This window comes from Peribacillus deserti (genome assembly GCF_016909175.1).
Classification (GTDB): Bacteria; Bacillota; Bacilli; order Bacillales; family DSM-1321; genus Paraperibacillus; species Paraperibacillus deserti.
Genome location: NZ_JAFBFI010000003.1, coordinates 165,690 through 184,556, shown reverse-complemented (window position 1 = coordinate 184,556; position 18,867 = coordinate 165,690). Strand labels below are relative to the sequence as shown.

14 protein-coding genes are annotated in these 18,867 nt (G+C 40.3%); 4 read left to right on the top strand and 10 right to left on the bottom strand.

What is annotated here, in order from left to right; genetic code table 11:
• Positions 1-326: 326 nt before the first annotated feature.
• From JOC77_RS05205 to JOC77_RS05195, 3 genes are read left to right on the top strand one after another with little or no spacing between them, the layout of a single operon-like run.
• Positions 327-1,034 carry a FadR/GntR family transcriptional regulator gene (locus JOC77_RS05205; RefSeq protein ID WP_204539664.1) on the top strand — a complete coding sequence of 236 codons (708 nt, stop codon included), beginning with the start codon at positions 327-329 and terminating at the stop codon, positions 1,032-1,034.
• 24 nt (positions 1,035-1,058) lie between these two features.
• Complete coding sequence (locus JOC77_RS05200; protein ID WP_204539661.1) at positions 1,059-2,468, top strand: FAD-binding oxidoreductase; 1,410 nt, start codon at positions 1,059-1,061, stop codon at positions 2,466-2,468.
• Between the two features lies 1 nt (position 2,469).
• Positions 2,470-3,771 (top strand): (Fe-S)-binding protein, encoded by a 1,302-nt coding sequence (locus JOC77_RS05195; protein WP_204539658.1) that lies wholly within the window; start codon positions 2,470-2,472, stop codon positions 3,769-3,771.
• 309 nt (positions 3,772-4,080) lie between these two features.
• Here JOC77_RS05195 and JOC77_RS05190 read toward each other — a convergent pair whose 3' ends face one another.
• The 3 genes from JOC77_RS05190 to JOC77_RS05180 all read right to left on the bottom strand — a co-directional run bounded on the left by JOC77_RS05190 (position 4,081) and on the right by JOC77_RS05180 (position 8,482).
• Positions 4,081-5,277, bottom strand: a complete 1,197-nt coding sequence (locus tag JOC77_RS05190; RefSeq protein ID WP_204539655.1) for a CaiB/BaiF CoA transferase family protein — start codon at positions 5,275-5,277, stop codon at positions 4,081-4,083.
• A gap of 144 nt (positions 5,278-5,421) precedes the next feature.
• Positions 5,422-7,014 (bottom strand): long-chain-fatty-acid--CoA ligase, encoded by a 1,593-nt coding sequence (locus tag JOC77_RS05185; RefSeq protein ID WP_204539652.1) that lies wholly within the window; start codon positions 7,012-7,014, stop codon positions 5,422-5,424.
• A gap of 487 nt (positions 7,015-7,501) precedes the next feature.
• The gene (locus JOC77_RS05180) at positions 7,502-8,482 is read right to left on the bottom strand and encodes an aldo/keto reductase (protein ID WP_204539649.1); all 981 of its coding nucleotides are present in this window, start codon (positions 8,480-8,482) and stop codon (positions 7,502-7,504) included.
• An 857-nt stretch (positions 8,483-9,339) separates the two neighbouring features.
• On the opposite strand from JOC77_RS05180, the gene JOC77_RS21560 reads away from it, so the two are divergent.
• Positions 9,340-9,489 (top strand): LuxR C-terminal-related transcriptional regulator, encoded by a 150-nt coding sequence (locus JOC77_RS21560; RefSeq protein ID WP_338047182.1) that lies wholly within the window; start codon positions 9,340-9,342, stop codon positions 9,487-9,489.
• A gap of 846 nt (positions 9,490-10,335) precedes the next feature.
• Here the strand turns inward: JOC77_RS21560 and JOC77_RS05170 are convergent.
• From JOC77_RS05170 to JOC77_RS05140, 7 genes are all read right to left on the bottom strand, one after another.
• Positions 10,336-10,683, bottom strand: a complete 348-nt coding sequence (locus JOC77_RS05170) for a hypothetical protein (RefSeq protein ID WP_204539647.1) — start codon at positions 10,681-10,683, stop codon at positions 10,336-10,338.
• 483 nt (positions 10,684-11,166) lie between these two features.
• On the bottom strand, positions 11,167-11,415 hold the full coding sequence (locus tag JOC77_RS05165; protein WP_204539644.1) for an Imm59 family immunity protein: 249 nt from the start codon (positions 11,413-11,415) through the stop codon (positions 11,167-11,169).
• Between the two features lie 11 nt (positions 11,416-11,426).
• A complete protein-coding gene (locus JOC77_RS05160; RefSeq protein ID WP_204539641.1) occupies positions 11,427-13,490 on the bottom strand; it encodes a T7SS effector LXG polymorphic toxin in 2,064 nt (687 codons plus the stop codon).
• A gap of 225 nt (positions 13,491-13,715) precedes the next feature.
• Entirely contained in the window at positions 13,716-14,240 is a 525-nt protein-coding gene (locus JOC77_RS05155) for a CBO0543 family protein (protein ID WP_204539626.1), read from the bottom strand.
• Between the two features lie 36 nt (positions 14,241-14,276).
• Entirely contained in the window at positions 14,277-14,858 is a 582-nt protein-coding gene (locus JOC77_RS05150; RefSeq protein WP_204539623.1) for a CBO0543 family protein, read from the bottom strand.
• Between the two features lie 738 nt (positions 14,859-15,596).
• On the bottom strand, positions 15,597-16,739 hold the full coding sequence (locus JOC77_RS05145) for a mannitol-1-phosphate 5-dehydrogenase (protein WP_204539620.1): 1,143 nt from the start codon (positions 16,737-16,739) through the stop codon (positions 15,597-15,599).
• A 5-nt stretch (positions 16,740-16,744) separates the two neighbouring features.
• Positions 16,745-18,835, bottom strand: coding sequence for a BglG family transcription antiterminator (locus tag JOC77_RS05140; protein WP_204539617.1), 2,091 nt, complete (start codon positions 18,833-18,835; stop codon positions 16,745-16,747).
• Positions 18,836-18,867: the final 32 nt, after the last annotated feature.

The following is an 18,867-nucleotide window of genomic DNA, read 5'->3' as shown; positions in this document are numbered from 1 at the left end:
TCCTTCATTAGAGCAATCATTTACATCATTAAGTACAAAAGTTCTTCCCTTTTTAATATCAATTCCCCATGAATTTCTTGAACTAGCACCTTTCCTCTTGAACCACCCAATAGCTTTATAATATATTTGTCATACAAATTTTAAGTGTAATTGTTGTTTAATTCAGTTATTTCATTTACTATTAACAATAAGAAAGCGCTTATAAATCTAATTCAACAGATAAATACTCTCATTCTATTCATTAAAACAATAAAGTGTCATACAAATTTCCGCTTTTAATTCCTACTCTTGTGAGGTAGATGAAGCTTGAAAGGTGATAGATGATTTTGTCTCAAAAAGAAAGTGTTTCTCGAACAATCGCTCGTAAATTATTAAATATGATTGAAACGGGGCATTTCCCTCCTGGCTCAAAGCTGCCAACAGAAAAAGAGTTAACGGCTTTTTTTTCTGTAAGCAGAGCACCAATACGCGAGGCATTAAGCATGCTGCGTGCAGCTGGTTTCATTAACTCCCGCCAAGGCGGCGGAAGCTATGTTGAAGAAACAACCAATTCAACATTCTTTCAGCATATGCATGTTGAAAATGATGATGTTGAAACTATTAAGCATCTATTTGAGATGCGCAAGGTTCTGGAGCCAGAGGCGGCCTATCTAGCTGCCTTAAGACGTACACCAGAACAACTTAACAAAATGAAGCAAATTTTAATGATTATGGAAGAAGAATCTATTGGACAAGGTACTTCTGCAATGAAAGCTGATATAGATTTTCATTCTTCCATTATTAGGGCTACGCATAATCCCATTATGATTCAAACGCTAGAAAGCCTTTCTTCTCTCTATGAAAAAGCGCTAAACATTACTCTTCGTCCAAATGAACAATTAACACTAAAACGTAAAACAGTCTACCATGAACATCAAAGCATACTTCTGGCAATTGAATCAGAAGAACCTGATTTGGCAAAACTTCAATGCCAAATTCATTTAAGGAACGCAGAGAAAAAATTAAGTTTGTTCTTACAAGATTATTCAGTATAGAAGAACCGAAAGGATGATAATGAAATGAAAGTAGTGATCTCCAATCACACTCAGGAAATCGAAGCTATCATTAAAACAGGAAGAGTCTTAACAAATGAAAGTGACCGCTTTAGCTATTCATTCGATGCTTCTTTCGGGACCTATTTGCCCGATCTCGTTGTTCAGACAAAGAGTACAGAAGAATTAGTCTCCCTCGTAAAGTTTGCGAACCGAGAAAAAATCCCTCTTTACCCACGGGGTCAGGCAACCAGTTTGAGCGGTGGGCCGCTTTCAGTAAAAGGGGGCATTATCCTCGATTTATCTGTAATGAATGATGTTCTGGAAATTCATGAAGAGGACCTTGTAGCTGTAGTTTCTCCTGGTGTATTGACAGCCAATATTCATAAAGCAGCTGAAGAAAAAGGTTTTATGTATCCTCCAGACCCAAGCAGCTCTCACGTATCGACAATTGGCGGCAATTTAGCTGAAAACTCAGGAGGACCAAGGGGGCTGAAATATGGTGTGACGAAAGATTATGTCATTGGTCTAGAAGTGATTACACCCGAGGGCGAACTCATAAACACGGGCGGGAGAACCGTAAAGAATGTGACTGGGTACGACTTAACAAAGCTGATTGTTGGTTCAGAAGGCACACTTGGCATCATTACGAAAGCGGTGCTGCGGCTTATTCCGAAACCGAAGGCTACTGCAACAATGATGGTTATTTTTGATAGTTTAGTAGATGCAGGGCGTGCGATTTCAAAAATTCTATCTGCCGGGATTTTCCCTTCAAAAATGGAACTGATGGATCAGGCGTCAATTGTAGCTGTTGAGCAGTTTGAACCACTTGGCTTACCCGTTGATGCAGCTGCGCTTATTTTAATTGAAATGGATGGTCATCCCCTTGCTCTGCAGGAAGAAGTCTCCCAGGCAGCAGAATTGTGCCGTACTGTGGGGGCAAGAGACGTTAGAATTCCAAAGGACAAAGCCGAAGAAGCTGAACTATGGAGAGCACGTAAGCTCGTATCGCCGGCCATTGTCCGCATTAAACCAACGAAAATTTCAGAAGACGCTACTGTTCCCCGCAGTAAAATTCCTGAAATGTGTGAAAGACTTCAGGAAATAAGAGACAAATACGGTGTTCATCTCGTTGTTTTTGGGCATGCAGGCGATGGCAACCTGCATCCGAACATCATTTGTGATAAAACGGATCACGAAGAAATGAGCCGCGTTGAACTTGCTGTTTCGGAAATTTTCACTGCTGCGATTGAGCTTGGCGGAACATTGTCCGGCGAGCATGGCATTGGAATCATGAAAGCTCCCTTTATGGAAATGGAGCTAGGAGCAGCCGGCCTTGATATGATGAAACGGATTAAGGATGTGTGGGATCCAAATAACATAATGAATCCCGGAAAAATTTTCCCTGAACCGGGACAAAAAATGGAGTTGAGCTGACATGGAAGCATCTCTTAAACAGTTAAGGGAAGAATTTCAATACGACAAAACGAATAACTGTGTCCAGTGCGGCTACTGTCTGCCTGTGTGTCCAACTTATTCAACATTCGGAAAAGAGACACATTCACCGCGAGGCCGGATTAACTTGGTGAAAATGGTCGGTGAAGGAAAAATTACAGACTTATCTCTTCTAGAGGAACCATTCGATTTGTGTTTAGGCTGCAGGGCGTGCGAAACAGCCTGCCCGACAGGTGTAGAATATGGCTCCCTCTTAGAAGCCACACGTGCCGCACTTGTCAAACGCAAAACTTTTTCTATTCCAGTACGGCTGCTCCGAAAATCGCTGTTGAAAAAGGTTTTCCCAAGCAGGAAGATGATGAATGTCACAGGCCACTCCATTTGGCTGTACGAAAAAAGCGGCCTGCAAAAAGCGGCGCGTAAATCAGGTATTATGAAAACGCTCCCCTATAATCTGGGCGCATTTGAATCAATCATGCCGGTACCCGTTTCACCGGTGGAACGAGGGCGTGCACTGACAGAAATGAAAGCAAAATTGAAGCGGAAATATACGGTAGCCTTTTTTACCGGTTGTATTATGGATGCGATGTTCCACCGTATTAACCAATTATCCATTAAGCTGCTTTCGGAAGCAGGCTGTGATGTTGTCGTTGTTCCGAAACAAACGTGCTGCGGTGCCCTTCACGCCCACTCTGGAGAAATAGATGAAGCACGCAATCTTGCTAAACAAAACATTCTAGCTTTTGAAAAAATGGCTGCGGATTTTGTGGTCAATAATGCTGGAGGATGCGGTGCCATGTTATATGAATACGGTCATCTGCTTTCAGATGAAAGCGAATGGGCAGACAGAGCTGCAGCTTTTTCAGCCAAATCAAAGGATATCAGCCAGATTCTTGTTGAATGCGGATTGCCGGAGCTGAGAGTCCGAGCTGGCGAGAGAGTAACATATCAACGTTCTTGCCATATGACGAATGTGCAAAAAGTTAAGCAAGAACCAATCAAACTGTTAAAGCAAGTTCCCGGAATTCATTTTATTGAAATGGATCAGGCTGAAATGTGCTGTGGATCTGCTGGAATTTATAATATTGTAAACTATGATGCTTCCATGCTTATCCTCGATGAAAAAATGATGCACACGAAAGCCACGGAAGCGGCTGTTATTATTACCACCAATCCTGGCTGCCTATTACAGATGAAACTTGGTATCGAACGTGAAGGCCTCACAGAATCTATGCGTGCCCTCCATCTGATTGAATATTTAGCTGAAGCAGCCGGGATTATTTAAATGCTATTGGGCAGGTGACCAAAGGTTACCTGTCCAGAAGAGGGTACCCAGCTTACTTACTCTACCGTTTTAACTTTGAAAAAACGGATACAAGAAAAGGGCGAATTGTTCAGGCAGGTACCATCAGAAAAACACATTGAATCCTTACATGATATTCATAGTTTTATTGAATAAAATGATGTTAGCTTAAAATAGACTCTCAATCAAGATAGTTTTGAGATCTGTTTACACTAACGGTTACTAAAGAGGACTATCTATAGGAAATAGCGATTTCAGCGGCTGTAAGAAGGCAAATAAGCATTATAATATTTATCTAATTAAACGATCCACCGCCAACCCAAACACGTCTTTGTCTATTAACTCATTTATCTGAGCTTCATCAAAACCTATTTGCTGTAGTATTTCTATTGTATCTGCTCCCCTGCTGCCGCCAATGTGCTTGTATTCTTGATTAAATGCAGAAGATTTAATCGGGGATGCAATTTGCCGCTGGTAAGTTCCATTATTCTTTGGAACATCCACAATCATGTTCCTTGCTATCAGCTGTGGATGTTCACAGGCTTCGCTAAAAGTAAGTACAGGTTCCACACAAGCCTCCAGATCTCTAAAAATAACCAGCCATTCCTCAAATGATTTTTTCATAAAAGCTTGTGTAACGGCATGTTTAAAATCCTTTTTATCTTCCGCTATTGTACTTGCTGCCAGATGAACCATATGCGGGATGCCTAAAGCTTCACATAATTTTGTCCTAAACGAGGGTTCCAAGCTTCCGACTGAAAAATAACGCCCATCCTTCGTTTGATAATAATCATAAAAGGAACCCCCGTTCAGTTCCGTCCCTTCCGGTCTAGGGTCAACGCCGGCAGCCAAAAACCCCGGACCGAACATGGCATTTAAGGAAAAAGATGCATCTGTCATGCTCAGATCGATGTATTGTCCCTCACCTGTATGTTCACGATGGATTACCGCTGACAAGATTGCGATGACACTATGCAAAGATCCGCCTGCTATATCAGCAATCTGTATTCCCGCAGGAACAGGAGGATAATTTTCACGAGCTGAGTATCCAGCAACACCGGCGATGGAAAGATAATTATTATCATGTCCTGCCCGTTGACGATAGGGCCCCGTCTGACCGTAACCTGTAAGGGAACAATAAATGATTTTAGGATTTGCCTGTTTAAGAGTTTCATAATCCAGCCCAAGCCGTTCCATAACACCAGGCCTGAATTGTTCCAGGACAATGTCAAATCGGCGGACCAGCCTTTTTATGACCATAGCCGCCTCAGGTTTTTTCAAATCCAGGCTGATGGATTTCTTAGAGCGGTTCAAATGCTGATGCACTGCCGAATCCTCTCCATCAAATGGAGGGAGCTCCCTGATAAAATCCGGCAAATTGGGTGATTCCACACGCAGGATTTCAGCACCTAAATCAGCAAGCATCATCGTTGCATATGGGCCGGGTAATAACTTTGAAAAATCAAGTATTCTCATCGACTGTAACATTATTGTTTCACCCGCTTCATAATGCTTTTTTATAAATAAGGTTACCTGCACTTTCAGGTAAAAAGTGAAACTGCATTTCTTAAAGAATATCTCCGGCAGGCAGTCTAGCTTTTATCCCTGTACAAAAATCGGGCTAAACGGCTATTAATTTACCTTCTTCTTCCCGTTACAATGCATTTCCCTTAAACGGTATTTTTGCAATTTACCAGTAGCGGTTTTAGGCAGTGCTTCCACGAACTCGACCGCTTTAGGTGCTTTAAAGTGTGCCATTTTAGACCGGCAAAACTTGACAATCTCCTCTTCCGCCAATGTTGCACCAGGCTGCAGCACAATAATGGCCTTCGGTACCTCTCCCCATTTTTCATCAGGTATGGCAATCACCGCAGCCTCCAATATATCCGGATGTTTATATAAAACACCCTCCACCTCTGTAGAGGAAATATTTTCACCGCCAGAAATGATCAAATCCTTAGCCCGGTCCTGTATTTCAATATACCCGTCCGGATGGGTAACCGCCAGATCACCGGTATGGAACCATCCATCTTTGATTGCAGCTGCGGTTGTTTCCGGATCCTTGTAATAACCCTCCATCACAACGTTGCCCCGGGTAATAATTTCTCCTAATTCCTTCCCATTCCAGTCGACTTCTTCCCCGTCTGCATGGACGACCTTTGCTTCCCCGTTAAATGCGAGTTCAATTCCCTGTCTTGCCTTGATCGCTGCTTGTTCATCCGCTGATTTTGTATCAAATTCCTTTTTCCATTCGCAATATAGAATGAAAGGAGAGGTTTCAGTCAGGCCATAGACATGCATCATGTTTAATCCAAGGATTTCCTGAGCTTTATGAATCAGGGCGGCTGCTGGAGGTGCACCAGCTGTGGCCATGCGCGGGTGTGTCTTCATTTCAATTTCCTTTGCTTTTGGCTCATTGACCAGCATATTCACAACAGTCGGGGCTCCGTATAAGAGCGTAATTTTTTTATTTTGAAATAACTCGAGAATCAAAGGAGGATCTACCTTTCGTAAGCATACATGAGTCCCTCCGGCTGCAGTAAGCGCCCAAACACCTCCCCATCCATTTGCATGGAACATAGGCAATGTATGAAGATATACATCATCATAATTCACACCCAAATGATACATAAAATTAGCTGCATTCAGGTAATTGCCCCGATGTGTCAGCATGACCCCTTTTGGCTTTGATGTGGTTCCGCTTGTATAATTCAATGTGAGAAGCTGGTTTTCATCTATTTCAACCACTGGCGGTGCCGTTTTTCCCGCTGCATGCTCAAGAAAGGCCTCATAGTCGACTCCTTTTAAAACAGTTTCATGTCCTGCCACTGAAACGATGACAATCTGTTCCAAGGAAATGTTTGCCTGTATATCCTCAATTGGAGCGGTAAATTCTTCATCTACAATTAACATTTTCGAATCACTATGCTTAATGATGTACTCCAGGTCTCCCGCTGATAATCTGTAATTAAGGGGAACCATGACAGCGCCAAGCTGACAAATACCATAAAAACACTCCAGCATATAATGCGTGTTAGGCAGCATCACCGAAACATGGTCTCCTTTTTGAATGCCCGCATGATGTAAGGCTGCGGAGAGCTGATCTGTTCGATCTCCAAATTCCTTATAAGAAAATTCCTTCTCACCATCGATAACAGCAACTTTTTGTGGATAATATTTAACCGCCCTGCGTTTCCAATCCAGTGGAGTTAAAGGGGAAAACATATTTACACAGCTCCTTTTATATGTAAATTTGAATAGAACTCCAACTCACTTGTCAAAACTTTTTCAAAACGTTTGTATAGCATCCTAGCGTTATAATAAGAGAATCGAACACCTGAAAGATAACGCTTACAATTACATCATAATATAGTTGGCTTTTCATTAAAAATAAAAAGTCAGAATAATTTTTATATTTAAATAAATTAGATGAGATAAATATTTCGAAGTGATATGTTTTCACTTCTTCCGGTTTCATAAAACCCAGTTACATGCCAAAAACCCCCTCAGGATTGGACAAAATCCTGAAGAGGTTATTAATCATTTATATTTTTAAATCCCTGGTCCTTATTAATTGAATTAATAAAAGTATTGGAAAAATTAATGTTAAAATAAGTCTTCTAACTTTAACAGCCTACCTTGAAACTATGTGCACTTGTAGAATAAACGGTTTTAAACCATCCTATATTTGATACGAACCAGCAGTTAAGTTTTAACTAAAGCCAAGAACTGGATGCGGAACATAAGGTTCTTCCAACGAAGAAATTTCCTCAGGTGTTAAAGAGATGTCGAGTGCGGATACAGCGTCCTCAAGCTGATACATCTTGGTCGCTCCAATGATGGGTGAAGTAACTGGCTCCTTTTGAAGCACCCAGGCGAGTGCGATCTGCGCACGTGGAACTCCTCGTTTTTCTGCTATTTGGGCTGCCTTTTCCACGACTAATCGATCTGCTGCTTCGGTCGCAGCATAAAGAGTCTTTCCGAATTCGTCCGTTTCAGAACGCGCAGTGGTTTCCTCCCAATCACGAGTCAATTTTCCTCTTGCAAGAGGACTCCATGGAATCACGCCGATTTTCTCTTCCTTGCAAAGCGGCAGCATCTCCCGCTCTTCTTCACGGTACAGGAGATTTAAATGGTTCTGCATTGATACAAATCGAGTCCAGCCATTCCGCTCGGCGACGTGCAGTGCTTTAAGAAACTGCCAGGCGAACATGGAAGAAGCGCCGATATACCGGGCCTTTCCTGCCTTGACGACATCATGAAGGGCTTCCATCGTTTCTTCTATGGGTGTGTGATAATCCCAGCGATGAATCTGATAGAGGTCCACATAATCTGTACCGAGCCTTCTTAAGCTGTTATCAATCTCACTCATAATCGCTTTACGTGATAATCCAGATCCATTAGGACCTTGATGCATGCGACCGTGCACTTTTGTCGCAAGCACAATCTCATCTCTACTTGCATAATCCTTCAGAGCCCGTCCGACAATTTCCTCGCTTGTTCCATCTGAATACACATTCGCCGTATCAAAAAAATTGATGCCAAAATCAAGAGCCTTTTTGATGATCGGGCGGCTTTGGTCTTCGTTCAGCACCCACTGATGACTGCCTCTCTCTGGCACACCAAAGCTCATACAGCCGAGACAAAGACGGGAAACGTCCAAACCGGTATTTCCTAGTTTTGTATATTTCATATCATAGCACCTGCTTTCCATTGGTTAATTAAACTAATTATACCTTTACCAACCAATTTATAAAAACTTTAAAACTTTGAAAATTATAAAAACATACAAATAATTCTCTGTTAGTTGTTGAAGAACATAATTCAGCTTGTCCCTTAGTGAAAGGTCCTTCAAACGGGTGATGAAGGACAAAATTATGCAAGTGCCTTTGAGATAAGTCCTTCATGTGCGTGATGAAGGACAAAATTCTGCATGTGCCTTAGAGATAAGGCCTTCATCCGGGTGATGAAGGACAAAGTTCTGCAAGTGTCTTAGGGGAAAGTCCTTCATCCGGGTGATGAAGGACAAAGTTCTGCATGTGCCTTAGGGGAAAGTCCTTCATCCGGGTGATGAAGGACAAAGTTCTGCATGTGCCTTAGAGAAAGATCCTTCATCCGGGTATTGAAGGACAAAGTTCAGCAAGACCCTTAGAGATAAGTCCTTCACCCGGGTGATGAAGGACAAAATTTGGCCAGAGCCTTAGAGAAGCTGTTTAAGTCATTAAGTAAATTCAATAAAGCAGATAGTTTACGTATCATTCACTTCCAATGATCACATAGATTTGGTGTTACCACTTACCTCTAAGTTCCTTCATTTCCCTGGATAAACCTCATTCCCGCATGCTCATTAAACGGAGAGATCAAGTTTAGGCTGGTTCCTTATTTATACATTTGACTCTTAAAGACTCAGCTGTAGAAAAAATAAAAGAGTAACCTAAGAGGGCTACTCTTTTCGAATCACACTTTTATTGTTTCAAGATTATTTCGTATGGTTTAAGGAAGCAATATATTAATTAGATATTACCTCAGTAACACTTTTTAGACGTCGGTATGGCAGATTCTATGGGTATAAGTGAATTAACAGTTAAGCAATACGTGAAAACAGCCATCAAAAAGCTTGGAGCTCACAATCGTTCACATGCCGTTGGGGAACTAGTGCGTAAAGTTCTGCACTCTTCTAGAAGAGGTGTTCTATTATAGTATTAATTTACCTGTTAATTTTATTAACAAGGAGGCCATAGTTAAAAAAGCATCCGAATTAAATATTCGACTGCCGTTAATATGTCTTAATAAATAATAGCTAATTTGAATACCAGCAGACCGTAAATTTCTAGTGAGGCAGATTTATTCTACTGGTTAAGGAGCAGAATTTTAATTATACTAAGTCCTCAGGATTAAAATTGTATTTCTTTTCAAATAGTATAACTTGATTTTTGGGAACCCATCCAAGCCAGGTTTCTCGATCTATTCTGGGTAGAATTAAATTTGTTCCTAAAAGCAAGTTTCCTGTAGCCACTTGATATTCATTTTCGTTTTCCTTTAACACTTTTACTTTCTCGCCTTGAATAATCCCGTATGTTCTTATACTTACACATTCTGTTAATTCACTCGGGTCTACTATTTTCGTATAACACCACTATTATAAGTATCCCTAAAAGTGCTATCAATCTTTGTATTATCTTCTGTCAATATCTTTAGATTATTATCCATGTCAGACGTTATTTCATACTTGATGCCATTATATTTTCCGTATAAACCTGATCTCAACATTAGTAACACCTCTATTAATATTGAACAAATTTCTTCTAATTTCGTCCCTCTCATTAGTTACCTTGTGAAGGAATAACAGCCTCTCACACTAACAACCACTCACTTATAGGATGATTCAATTATAAGATTAGAGGACCACAGCTCGTACGCCACCCGTTTTTAAATTCAAAGATAGAAGCATCCTTCGTCAGGCTTCAGGAATAAAATATACAAATTAATCCCATTATTAAGCAAAGTGTTCAAAAGAATTAATACTTTTAACTTCTTCTATTACTTTCACTTTACTTTTAGGTACCCAGCCTTCCCAAGCATCTCTATCAATTCTGGCAGATCTAATTTATCTCCGATTTCCCAATCTCCTATATTAAATAAATACATGTCATTTTGTTCACTTCGAATGTATATTTTTTCCCCTTTAATCAATCCGTAAGTTTTTATTTTAACACAATCCGTTAATTCGTTCGGATATACTATTTTAGAATATACACCGCTACTAAAAGCATCTTTAAAAGTTTCATCTGTTTTCGCTTTTTCTTTAGTTAATATTTTTATATTGCGTTCCATGTCTAATTTTATTTTATACTCTATTCCTTGATATTTTCCGTAAAACCCTGATTTTAACATTCTTTCACCTCTATTTTAATTAAACTTGCCACGCTTAAATACGAATTTTTATATTACATACCGCTTTTTAATATGATAATCACCTTATAATCATCCTTATGATAATACTCAGGCATTAATTTGGCTACTACCTCCAATTTGGCATAAAATTTGTATTGTCAGCCCCAAAATCTCTAAGCTGCCAATATTTGAGGTTCCTCATTAAATACCTGCTCCCTCTTTTAGCAGCTTAGTTATTTCAAAGAAACACCGGTTCATAAAACTGATTGTCCGCCATTTTATCGCTATCGATAATATGTTTATTTACCCAACCATAATTTTAAAAAAGCTAAAAATCCTTAGCTTATGACAAAACACTAAGGATTTTTTCTTGAGTATATATTGAAAAAAAGTCCACCATAATACCTTTACATGCTTTAGTAAAAAGAGGAGTACAAGGCTTGGTCGAAAAATCTCAATTTTATTTAAAATAATAAGCAGGTATTACTTGTACAGTTTCTTAAATTTATTTTTTGCTCTTAATCTTTTGATAAAATTATCTAGTGCTTCACTTTCAGAATCGAACTGTTTTTCAGAGATAGGATTCGCTCTCTCATCAGAAGTATAAACGAGCCAAGTATTTCCGTCAGTTCTGATTCCAACTTCATCCTGTTTAATATTATGATCATCGAACCAATTGTAATCTTCCAACTTTTCATTTTTTATAACATCCATTACATCTGCTTTTGTCATTTTAACACCGCCTAATTAATTTTCTCTAATAAACCTAACCCACTTAACATATCTACTGGTAAAGGTAATTCATATTGAATTCCACCGCCATTTGAATCAAATCCCTTTGCAATTTCACCTTTTTGAATTTTAAGTTTATCAAAAGATAAATCGTAGGAATCCATGTATGTTAATACTTTATCTACCAATACAGGATCACTACACTGATTAACATATTTTTCTATATTATTAAAATCTCCTGTAACTTTATATTGATGATACTTTGAAAAATCCTCGACAAAAGGTAAAGATCTTTGATCATAATTAAATGGCTTATTATCTATAACAGGAGAAGTATATCTACCATTTGGAGGTCCGTACCGATCAATAACTTCTCCAGATTCTGGAGTATATTCATCTTTAATAGCAATCCCTTTATCATTTAAAACGTATCCTCCATTTGGCACCTCTGACCATTTAATTGAGCCGTCTGGATTTAATACACTTGGTGCCTTTGGGATCTGTATTTCTTCGGGCCACTCTCCTTTTATTAAGAATTTTTCTGCTAAATTAGGTTCTACTCGATTTAAATAAAGAAACAAGTCATCTGTAGAACATTTCGATTTCTCCAATAGGTCATTCAAGTGGTTGCTGATCTCTTGTATTCCATTACCCTGGCCTTTCTTTACCACAGTACCTGAATTAGACTGTCTTAACATATCACTTAAAGACTTACTCTCAAAATGAAAATGTTTTAAGCCCTCATTAGCCTCTTGGCTAACCCTAATATTGATTGGTATTTTCACATTGCCTATCCCATTTTTCACTTTTGTCAGTACTAGTTTATCAGTCTGTTCAAATGCCTTACTTGAATGCACCCTATCCACATACCGCGCAGCTCCCCCGACAGCCGCTATACCAAGAGCGGTAAATAAGCTCTGCTGCCGTTGCTCATCTGTCAGTTCATTGCCGAACATGTCTTTGGCGGTTACTGATTCTGTGAGTCCATTGACCGCAACAAGTCCGTAAATTCCCATTTCTGTCAGTTGCAGTTTATTCATTGTGGTCCCAGTTTTGAAAGCATCAACAGTATGGGAGACTGCACTGGCTCCTCTTGCTGTTTTATAGATGGCGTTTCCGCCTTTTAATGCGCGTCCTGCCCACCCTAATATTGGGATAAATCCGGCGGCAGCCATGGCTCCGGCGGTGATACGCTGTGCATCTGTCAGTTTTTCCCCGGTTATCGGGTCTACGCCTTCTATGGCTCTCCTTGAGTCATTATAGCCGGTAATTTCTCCAGTGAAGTTTGCCACTGCATCCCATGTTTTTTCATACCATGGCCGGTTTTCCATTTCTTCGATTTTTTCGGCGGCTATACGTGCGTCCTGCTGCTCTTTTTTATAGTTCACATAGTCGATTGTCTGCTTGCTGACTTCATCTCGGAGCTGGTAAATTTCACTGCTCGTGTATGCTTGTGAATCAAAATAGATTGGGACAATGTTCTCTCCCTGTCTTGTGGCTTCCATTAAAGCACCAAACAAACCATATACCAGGCTCTCCTGGTTTTCGGATAAAGTATATTGTTCCAGTAAGTTTTGATCAAGTTCATTCACTTTCTGTACGGTTTCTGATCTTTTCTTTTCAGCCTGATCCATATGGTTATCAAAGGCTTCCCTGGAAAAAACCTTAAGAGGTACCAAATCAGAAATGCTGTCAAATATACTTTGCAGGGCATCCTGCTGGGCATCGACCATTTGATCTGCATTCCGGTCTGCCTGTACAAGCTCATCTTCGAGGAAGGGAACCTGTACAACCGTACCTCCTGAAAGGTCCGCATCTTCTGCCTCTCCTGGAATTCCTTCAAGAAATGCAATCTGATGCTGAATTAAGTTTTCCCAGGCTTCCGCTACGTCGATCTGTCCCTGATAAAAGCCCTTGATCGCTTCCGCACCTTTGCCTTGAAAATCCTGATTATCTACTATACTATTAAATTCCTTTTTCAACTGATCGAATTGATCCTTCAGCTGTTGATATTGCCCGGCCCGTTCTTTTGCTGCTGATTGCAGAGTATCAGCCTCATATATTTTTGATATCATAATGTGCACCCTGCCTTTTTCCTAATTAACATCAGCTTTTTATATTTTTCCTTATTTTAACATCAACATATAACTTGAAGCTAATAATTAGATAGACCAATTTCAATAAAAAAACGGCCGAAATAGCAGTTGTAGTGAGATTCTATTACTTATTTCTAATTTTTTTATATAATAGAATTAATAATCCGCAGATAACAGGGCAGCGGTACTTTTCAGAACCGCGCCCTATCTCAACTTATAGAGCGGAATATCAAACACATTCCATAAAAAGAGAATCCATGGAATCGATAATGCCCATGCCAGCAGCGGGTTTTTAAAATGGAGCCGAAGCAGGGAAAACATAACAATATTAAACAAGATAGACCACCCTATATTCCAGCCATTATGGTGGTTAATTAAGTCTAAATAGGTTAGATTCACGAATTCAATACCTGTATAAATCACGACCCAAAAAGCAATCCAAAGGAACTGCTTCCATCTCTCCTGCGGAAAACGGCCAAGGTACATTAAAATGGTCGCAGGATAAGCGACAAACATGATCATGACTACGATAATTGTGTGATTTCGAAGAATGCTTTCACCAAAAATCGTTTCCTGATAAGTCCAGACAGGATGGTCGTGCAGCAGAAAGTTTTTCATCAGGTCGCCGCCTATAAAGAAAAGAATGGTCGAATAATAATCCCTCCACCTCTTCCAATCCCCCCATTTAATTCCTGCAGCTAAAAACATTGCATTATAAATAAAGTGCATAGAGTACACTCCAGTAATTCTTAATATAGATCACTACTAACGGCCATTATCTTGAGTCGGGGCCTGTTTATGCATACGGGAAAATAGCCTTGTCAGCCAGTAGGCAAGAAGAAACACGACAATATAGATGAGAAAGATATAAAAGTAATTAACCCCCTTATACATTTCAAAAAAATCCATACTCACCAATAATGGCTTAAAACCAAATCCAAATACGAGGGCCGTGATCAAGGCATAGATATAAAAGTTCTTATCGTTTTTCAGAGTCCATTGAAAAACCAGCATGCTGACAACAGGAATTAATGCTGAATCGAGCGATAAACTTGGTAGATATGGCGTTATATGATACCGATATGCCCATAATCCTGTGCGGATTCCTAATGCATCTGTATAAAAAAACAATACATGAACCGCAAATCCAAAAAAGCCAATCTTAAAAACGTTTTTCCGGTCTATAACAAAATAAATTAAAACTAAAGGGACAATCATCAGCAGCAGCACAACCCAAAACTGCCAGTTTCCATAGTCCGAATAGACATGCCAGTATTGAACGGCCTCGTTGGTTACTCCTTTTTGCATCCTCACTACTTTATCAAAATGCTCATTTTGGTCATTCAATCCAAAAGCCTCCCTTCCCGCTTTAAATATTTCTTAGTCTCCCCTCAAATGGTTATATTTTATTCTGAGGAGAGTATGGGGTATGGTTTATTTAGATATTTCAGCCTGCGATCCGCGTACATAAAAAAACTCTTCGACCTTGAAGTCGAAGAGCTGCAGCCTTTTTATTCCTATCCAGATGCATTTCAGCTCTCATCTCACAATAATTAGCTGTCTGAGTTCTAACCATGTTCGTCCCTTAATCCAACACAAAAGCTGCTATCCCAGACTGGAGATAATAGACAGCTGAAGTTCTTCATCCAAAACCATGTCGCCTGAGAAGTTCATCAGATAAGAATATAAATAAGTACAATAATGCCATACAGCAATACTGAAACGGCCACTAAAAAACCATTATGTATTAAGGCTTTCCATAAGGATTTTCTCTCGTTTCCCATGTGCAATCCTCTTTTATTGGTAATTTTTATTAACTCATTTTACCATACTGTCTGACTTACCCAGAAGGTCATCCTCCTCACCAATATCACCAGTAAAACGACAAAAGTATACAAGAACCAGCAAGATTACACCTTATTCCCTAGCACCAAGAGATTATTGTCATTTTCTGCGGTTTCCCGAGAAATAATTTCATTTCCCCAAATAACCTTCCGAGAGGTTCAGAACCATAATTAATTGAATAATCAAACAACTGAAGAAAAACAAAAACCCGCAACACGATATCGCGGGCTTTAACAATAATTATTTCTTTAATTCATTATAATGTCTAACTACCTCTTGAGTGATTGCACTGTCACGGTCCAATCCGCTGACTTCCTTAAGCACAGAAGCAATGTCGCTTTCAGCAATCATCTGCTGCAGCTTGACTGCCTCTTCGTCCTGAGGGTTGTCAAAGAGTAAAGCGGAAGCGATCGCTCTTGATAGATGAGTGTATGAAAGTCCAGCTTTCTCTGCTTCAACTGCCGGTTTTACCAGGCGGTCATTGGGTCCAAGCTTACGTAAAGGCGACCGGCCCACTCGTGTTACATCGTCGTTCAGGTATGGATTTTTAAAGCGGTTGATGATTTTTTCAATATACGGCTGGTGTTCGTCAGCATCCAACCCATATTGATGAATCAGGTAAGCGCCTGTTTCGCCAAGGGTTGCACGTACTTGCTCGACAATCGCTTCATCAGCAAGAGTCTTATCAATGGTTTCCTTGCCATTCAGGTAACCAAGGTATGCGATAACTGCATGGCCTGTGTTCACTGTGAACAGCTTTCTTTCGATAAACGGCCCTAGATCAGGAACTATGGTCATTCCTTCAACATTAGGAATGCTTTCTTTCGTCTCCACAACCCATTCATAATAAGGCTCAACCAACACATCAAGGGAACCTTGATTGTCCTGAAGCGGAACGATACGGTCAACCGCTGAATTGAAGAAAAACACTTTATCCGTTATCGCTGCTTTTGTTTCTTCGTCAAGGTTATCAAAAATATAGCCTTTTAGCAGATCTGTAGCTGAAATTTGGTTTTCACAGGCAATCACATATAGCTTCTCATCATTTTCTTTAACTCTGGCAGCCAGTCCTTTGGCAATCAGCGGTGCGATGCGAGGAAGGATATTCGGGCCTATCGCAGTTGTTAGATACACGGCACCTTTAATCGCATCGATCACTTCCTGCTCCTGAGTCATGTTATTTAATCCAGAAACGTTTTCAATCGTTACAGCTTGCTGCTCTTCAGTAGCCAGCTTCACCTGGTATTTCTTTTCTTCGTTCAGCTTCGTGATGATTGCGTCTGCAATATCCACAAACGTTACATGATAGCCGGATTCCGAGAATAATGCCCCAATAAACCCTCTACCGATGTTGCCGGCTCCAAAATGAACTGCTGTTTTCATAAGAATCATTCCTTTATCAAGTTATTTTGAATATAGTCTAAAAAGATCGTTTCTAATTTGTTGCGGATGCTCTTTTCATTGGAAGATGAAAATATCATAATCGATTCCTTATTTTCGATAAGACTGGTACTGACCAGGCTGATAATCTCCTGCTCACGCTCGCTCAAGTTTTCAGGAGCAAGCATCAGCAGCAGGTTTTTCAAGTTCATCTTTTTTCCATCCATGCCCTGAATCTCACATGGTTCCGAAAGATGTGCAATCTGGAAAATCAAGGTTCCGACCGAACTATGCCTCGTATGAAAAAGACCCATACCTGTATCCGGAATCCCAAGGCCGCCTTTGCGCTCCCTGCTTTTCAGAGCTTCCATAACCCCGTAAGAATCTGTCAGCAGGCCATCCTTTTCGGCATTCGATACCATGAGCTCCATGATCTTTTCATGTCCTGCCTGCTCAGAAATTCTATAAAAACGAAAATGATCGAGAATCGAATCGATGCTCCGCTGAACATCTTTAATCTCCTGCATCACTTCTGCTATACCCTTTTTCGAGGTTCGGGGTGCAGTGGCTTCTTTCAACAGAGATTTTTCGTAGGACTTATCCTTTGTTAACTTCCCTACATTTCTTCGTAGATAACTTCTGATCGTTTTAATATCATCATCATTCAAGAGCGAATTAACAAGGATATAATCAATGTCCATAAAAGGCAGCCGGACGGTTGAGATTATCAAGTCATAGCTTTGAAGGTTCTCATTCTGTCTGATTTCTTTAATGGACTTGATATCGATTGTCTGGATTTCAGTGATTTCTCTTTTCACACGGCTTGCCAGCATTTTGGATGTTCCTATTCCGGTCGGGCAGACAATCAATGCAGAGATCAATACTGCTTCCTCCCTTAAAACAAGAGCCGATCCGAAATGAAGAACGATAAACGCAATTTCATCATCCGGGAACAGTTCGATATCCGGGAATTGTTTTTCCACACTGTTTTTAACAGCCATGAATAACACAGGATACTTCCGCTTGATCTCTTCTGTCAGCGGGTTATACAGCCCCATTTTCTGCTTAAGACGGAACAGAGACGGTTCCATATGGGCAAGGAGCCCTTGAAACAGGGGGAAATCCTTTGTTAAATCTACATGCAGCTGGGAGGAAACATCCGCGATCAAAGCCTTTATCACCCGGCTCAGCACCACACTGTCATATTGAACGGCGTCCGCTTCCTGCAGCTTAGATCCCTTAAGAATAACTGCGAGATAGCTGATATCTTCCCTCGTAAAATCAATCTGAAAGACTTTGTGCAGCTTTTCGCATAAAGAAGTCATGAGATTAAATTCATCAGATAATTCTGCGGAAGGCTCATTCTCTTTCTCGATCACAAAATCAGCTTCTGTCCGCTGCATCGTAATGGCAATCTGGATAATCAAACCCATATAATCGCTATCTGCAAGCCGGGATGATCCGCTGTTAATCATTTTGCTTGCAAGACGATCGATTTCAAGAATGTATCTCGGTTTAAAGTAATAAAGGATTCGATCTTCTGAGCTTTGACCTTGTTCGAGCATAAATAAAGTCTCAATCAGTTCTTCATTAAAATTCATTAGAAAAAAGTCAGCGAGCGCCCGGCGCTTATCAGCCTCACTTCCGTGAATCTCAATGCCGACTCCCCTTTTTCTCGGTAACTGGATTCTATACTCTTCCATCCACTGAGTGATTTCATCCAGATATGCTGTCAAGGTAGTTATACTGACACCAAGTTCAACCGCCAGTGCCTGTAATTTGTATGTATCTTCCTGGATCAATGCTAAAAGCAATAGCAGCTTTCTTTCCTGTGGTGTCTGGTCAACCGGATGGCTTCCCTTTAGGTGCTGGATCAAACGGAAAACTTGCTCGTTCTTCCCTTCAATCATAAAACCTTCATCTATATTTCTTGTAAGCTTAAGATCAAAAGATTCGAGAACTTTCTCCACCGATTTTAAATCACGCTGAATGGTCCTGACACTCACCTGTAGATAGGATGCGATGGACACAGCCGTATGTTTTCCGGACGTTTTGATAATTAACTCAATAATGGATTTTTCCCTTGACGTAATTAGCATATCCACAACTCATTTCGGATGAAATAAACCGA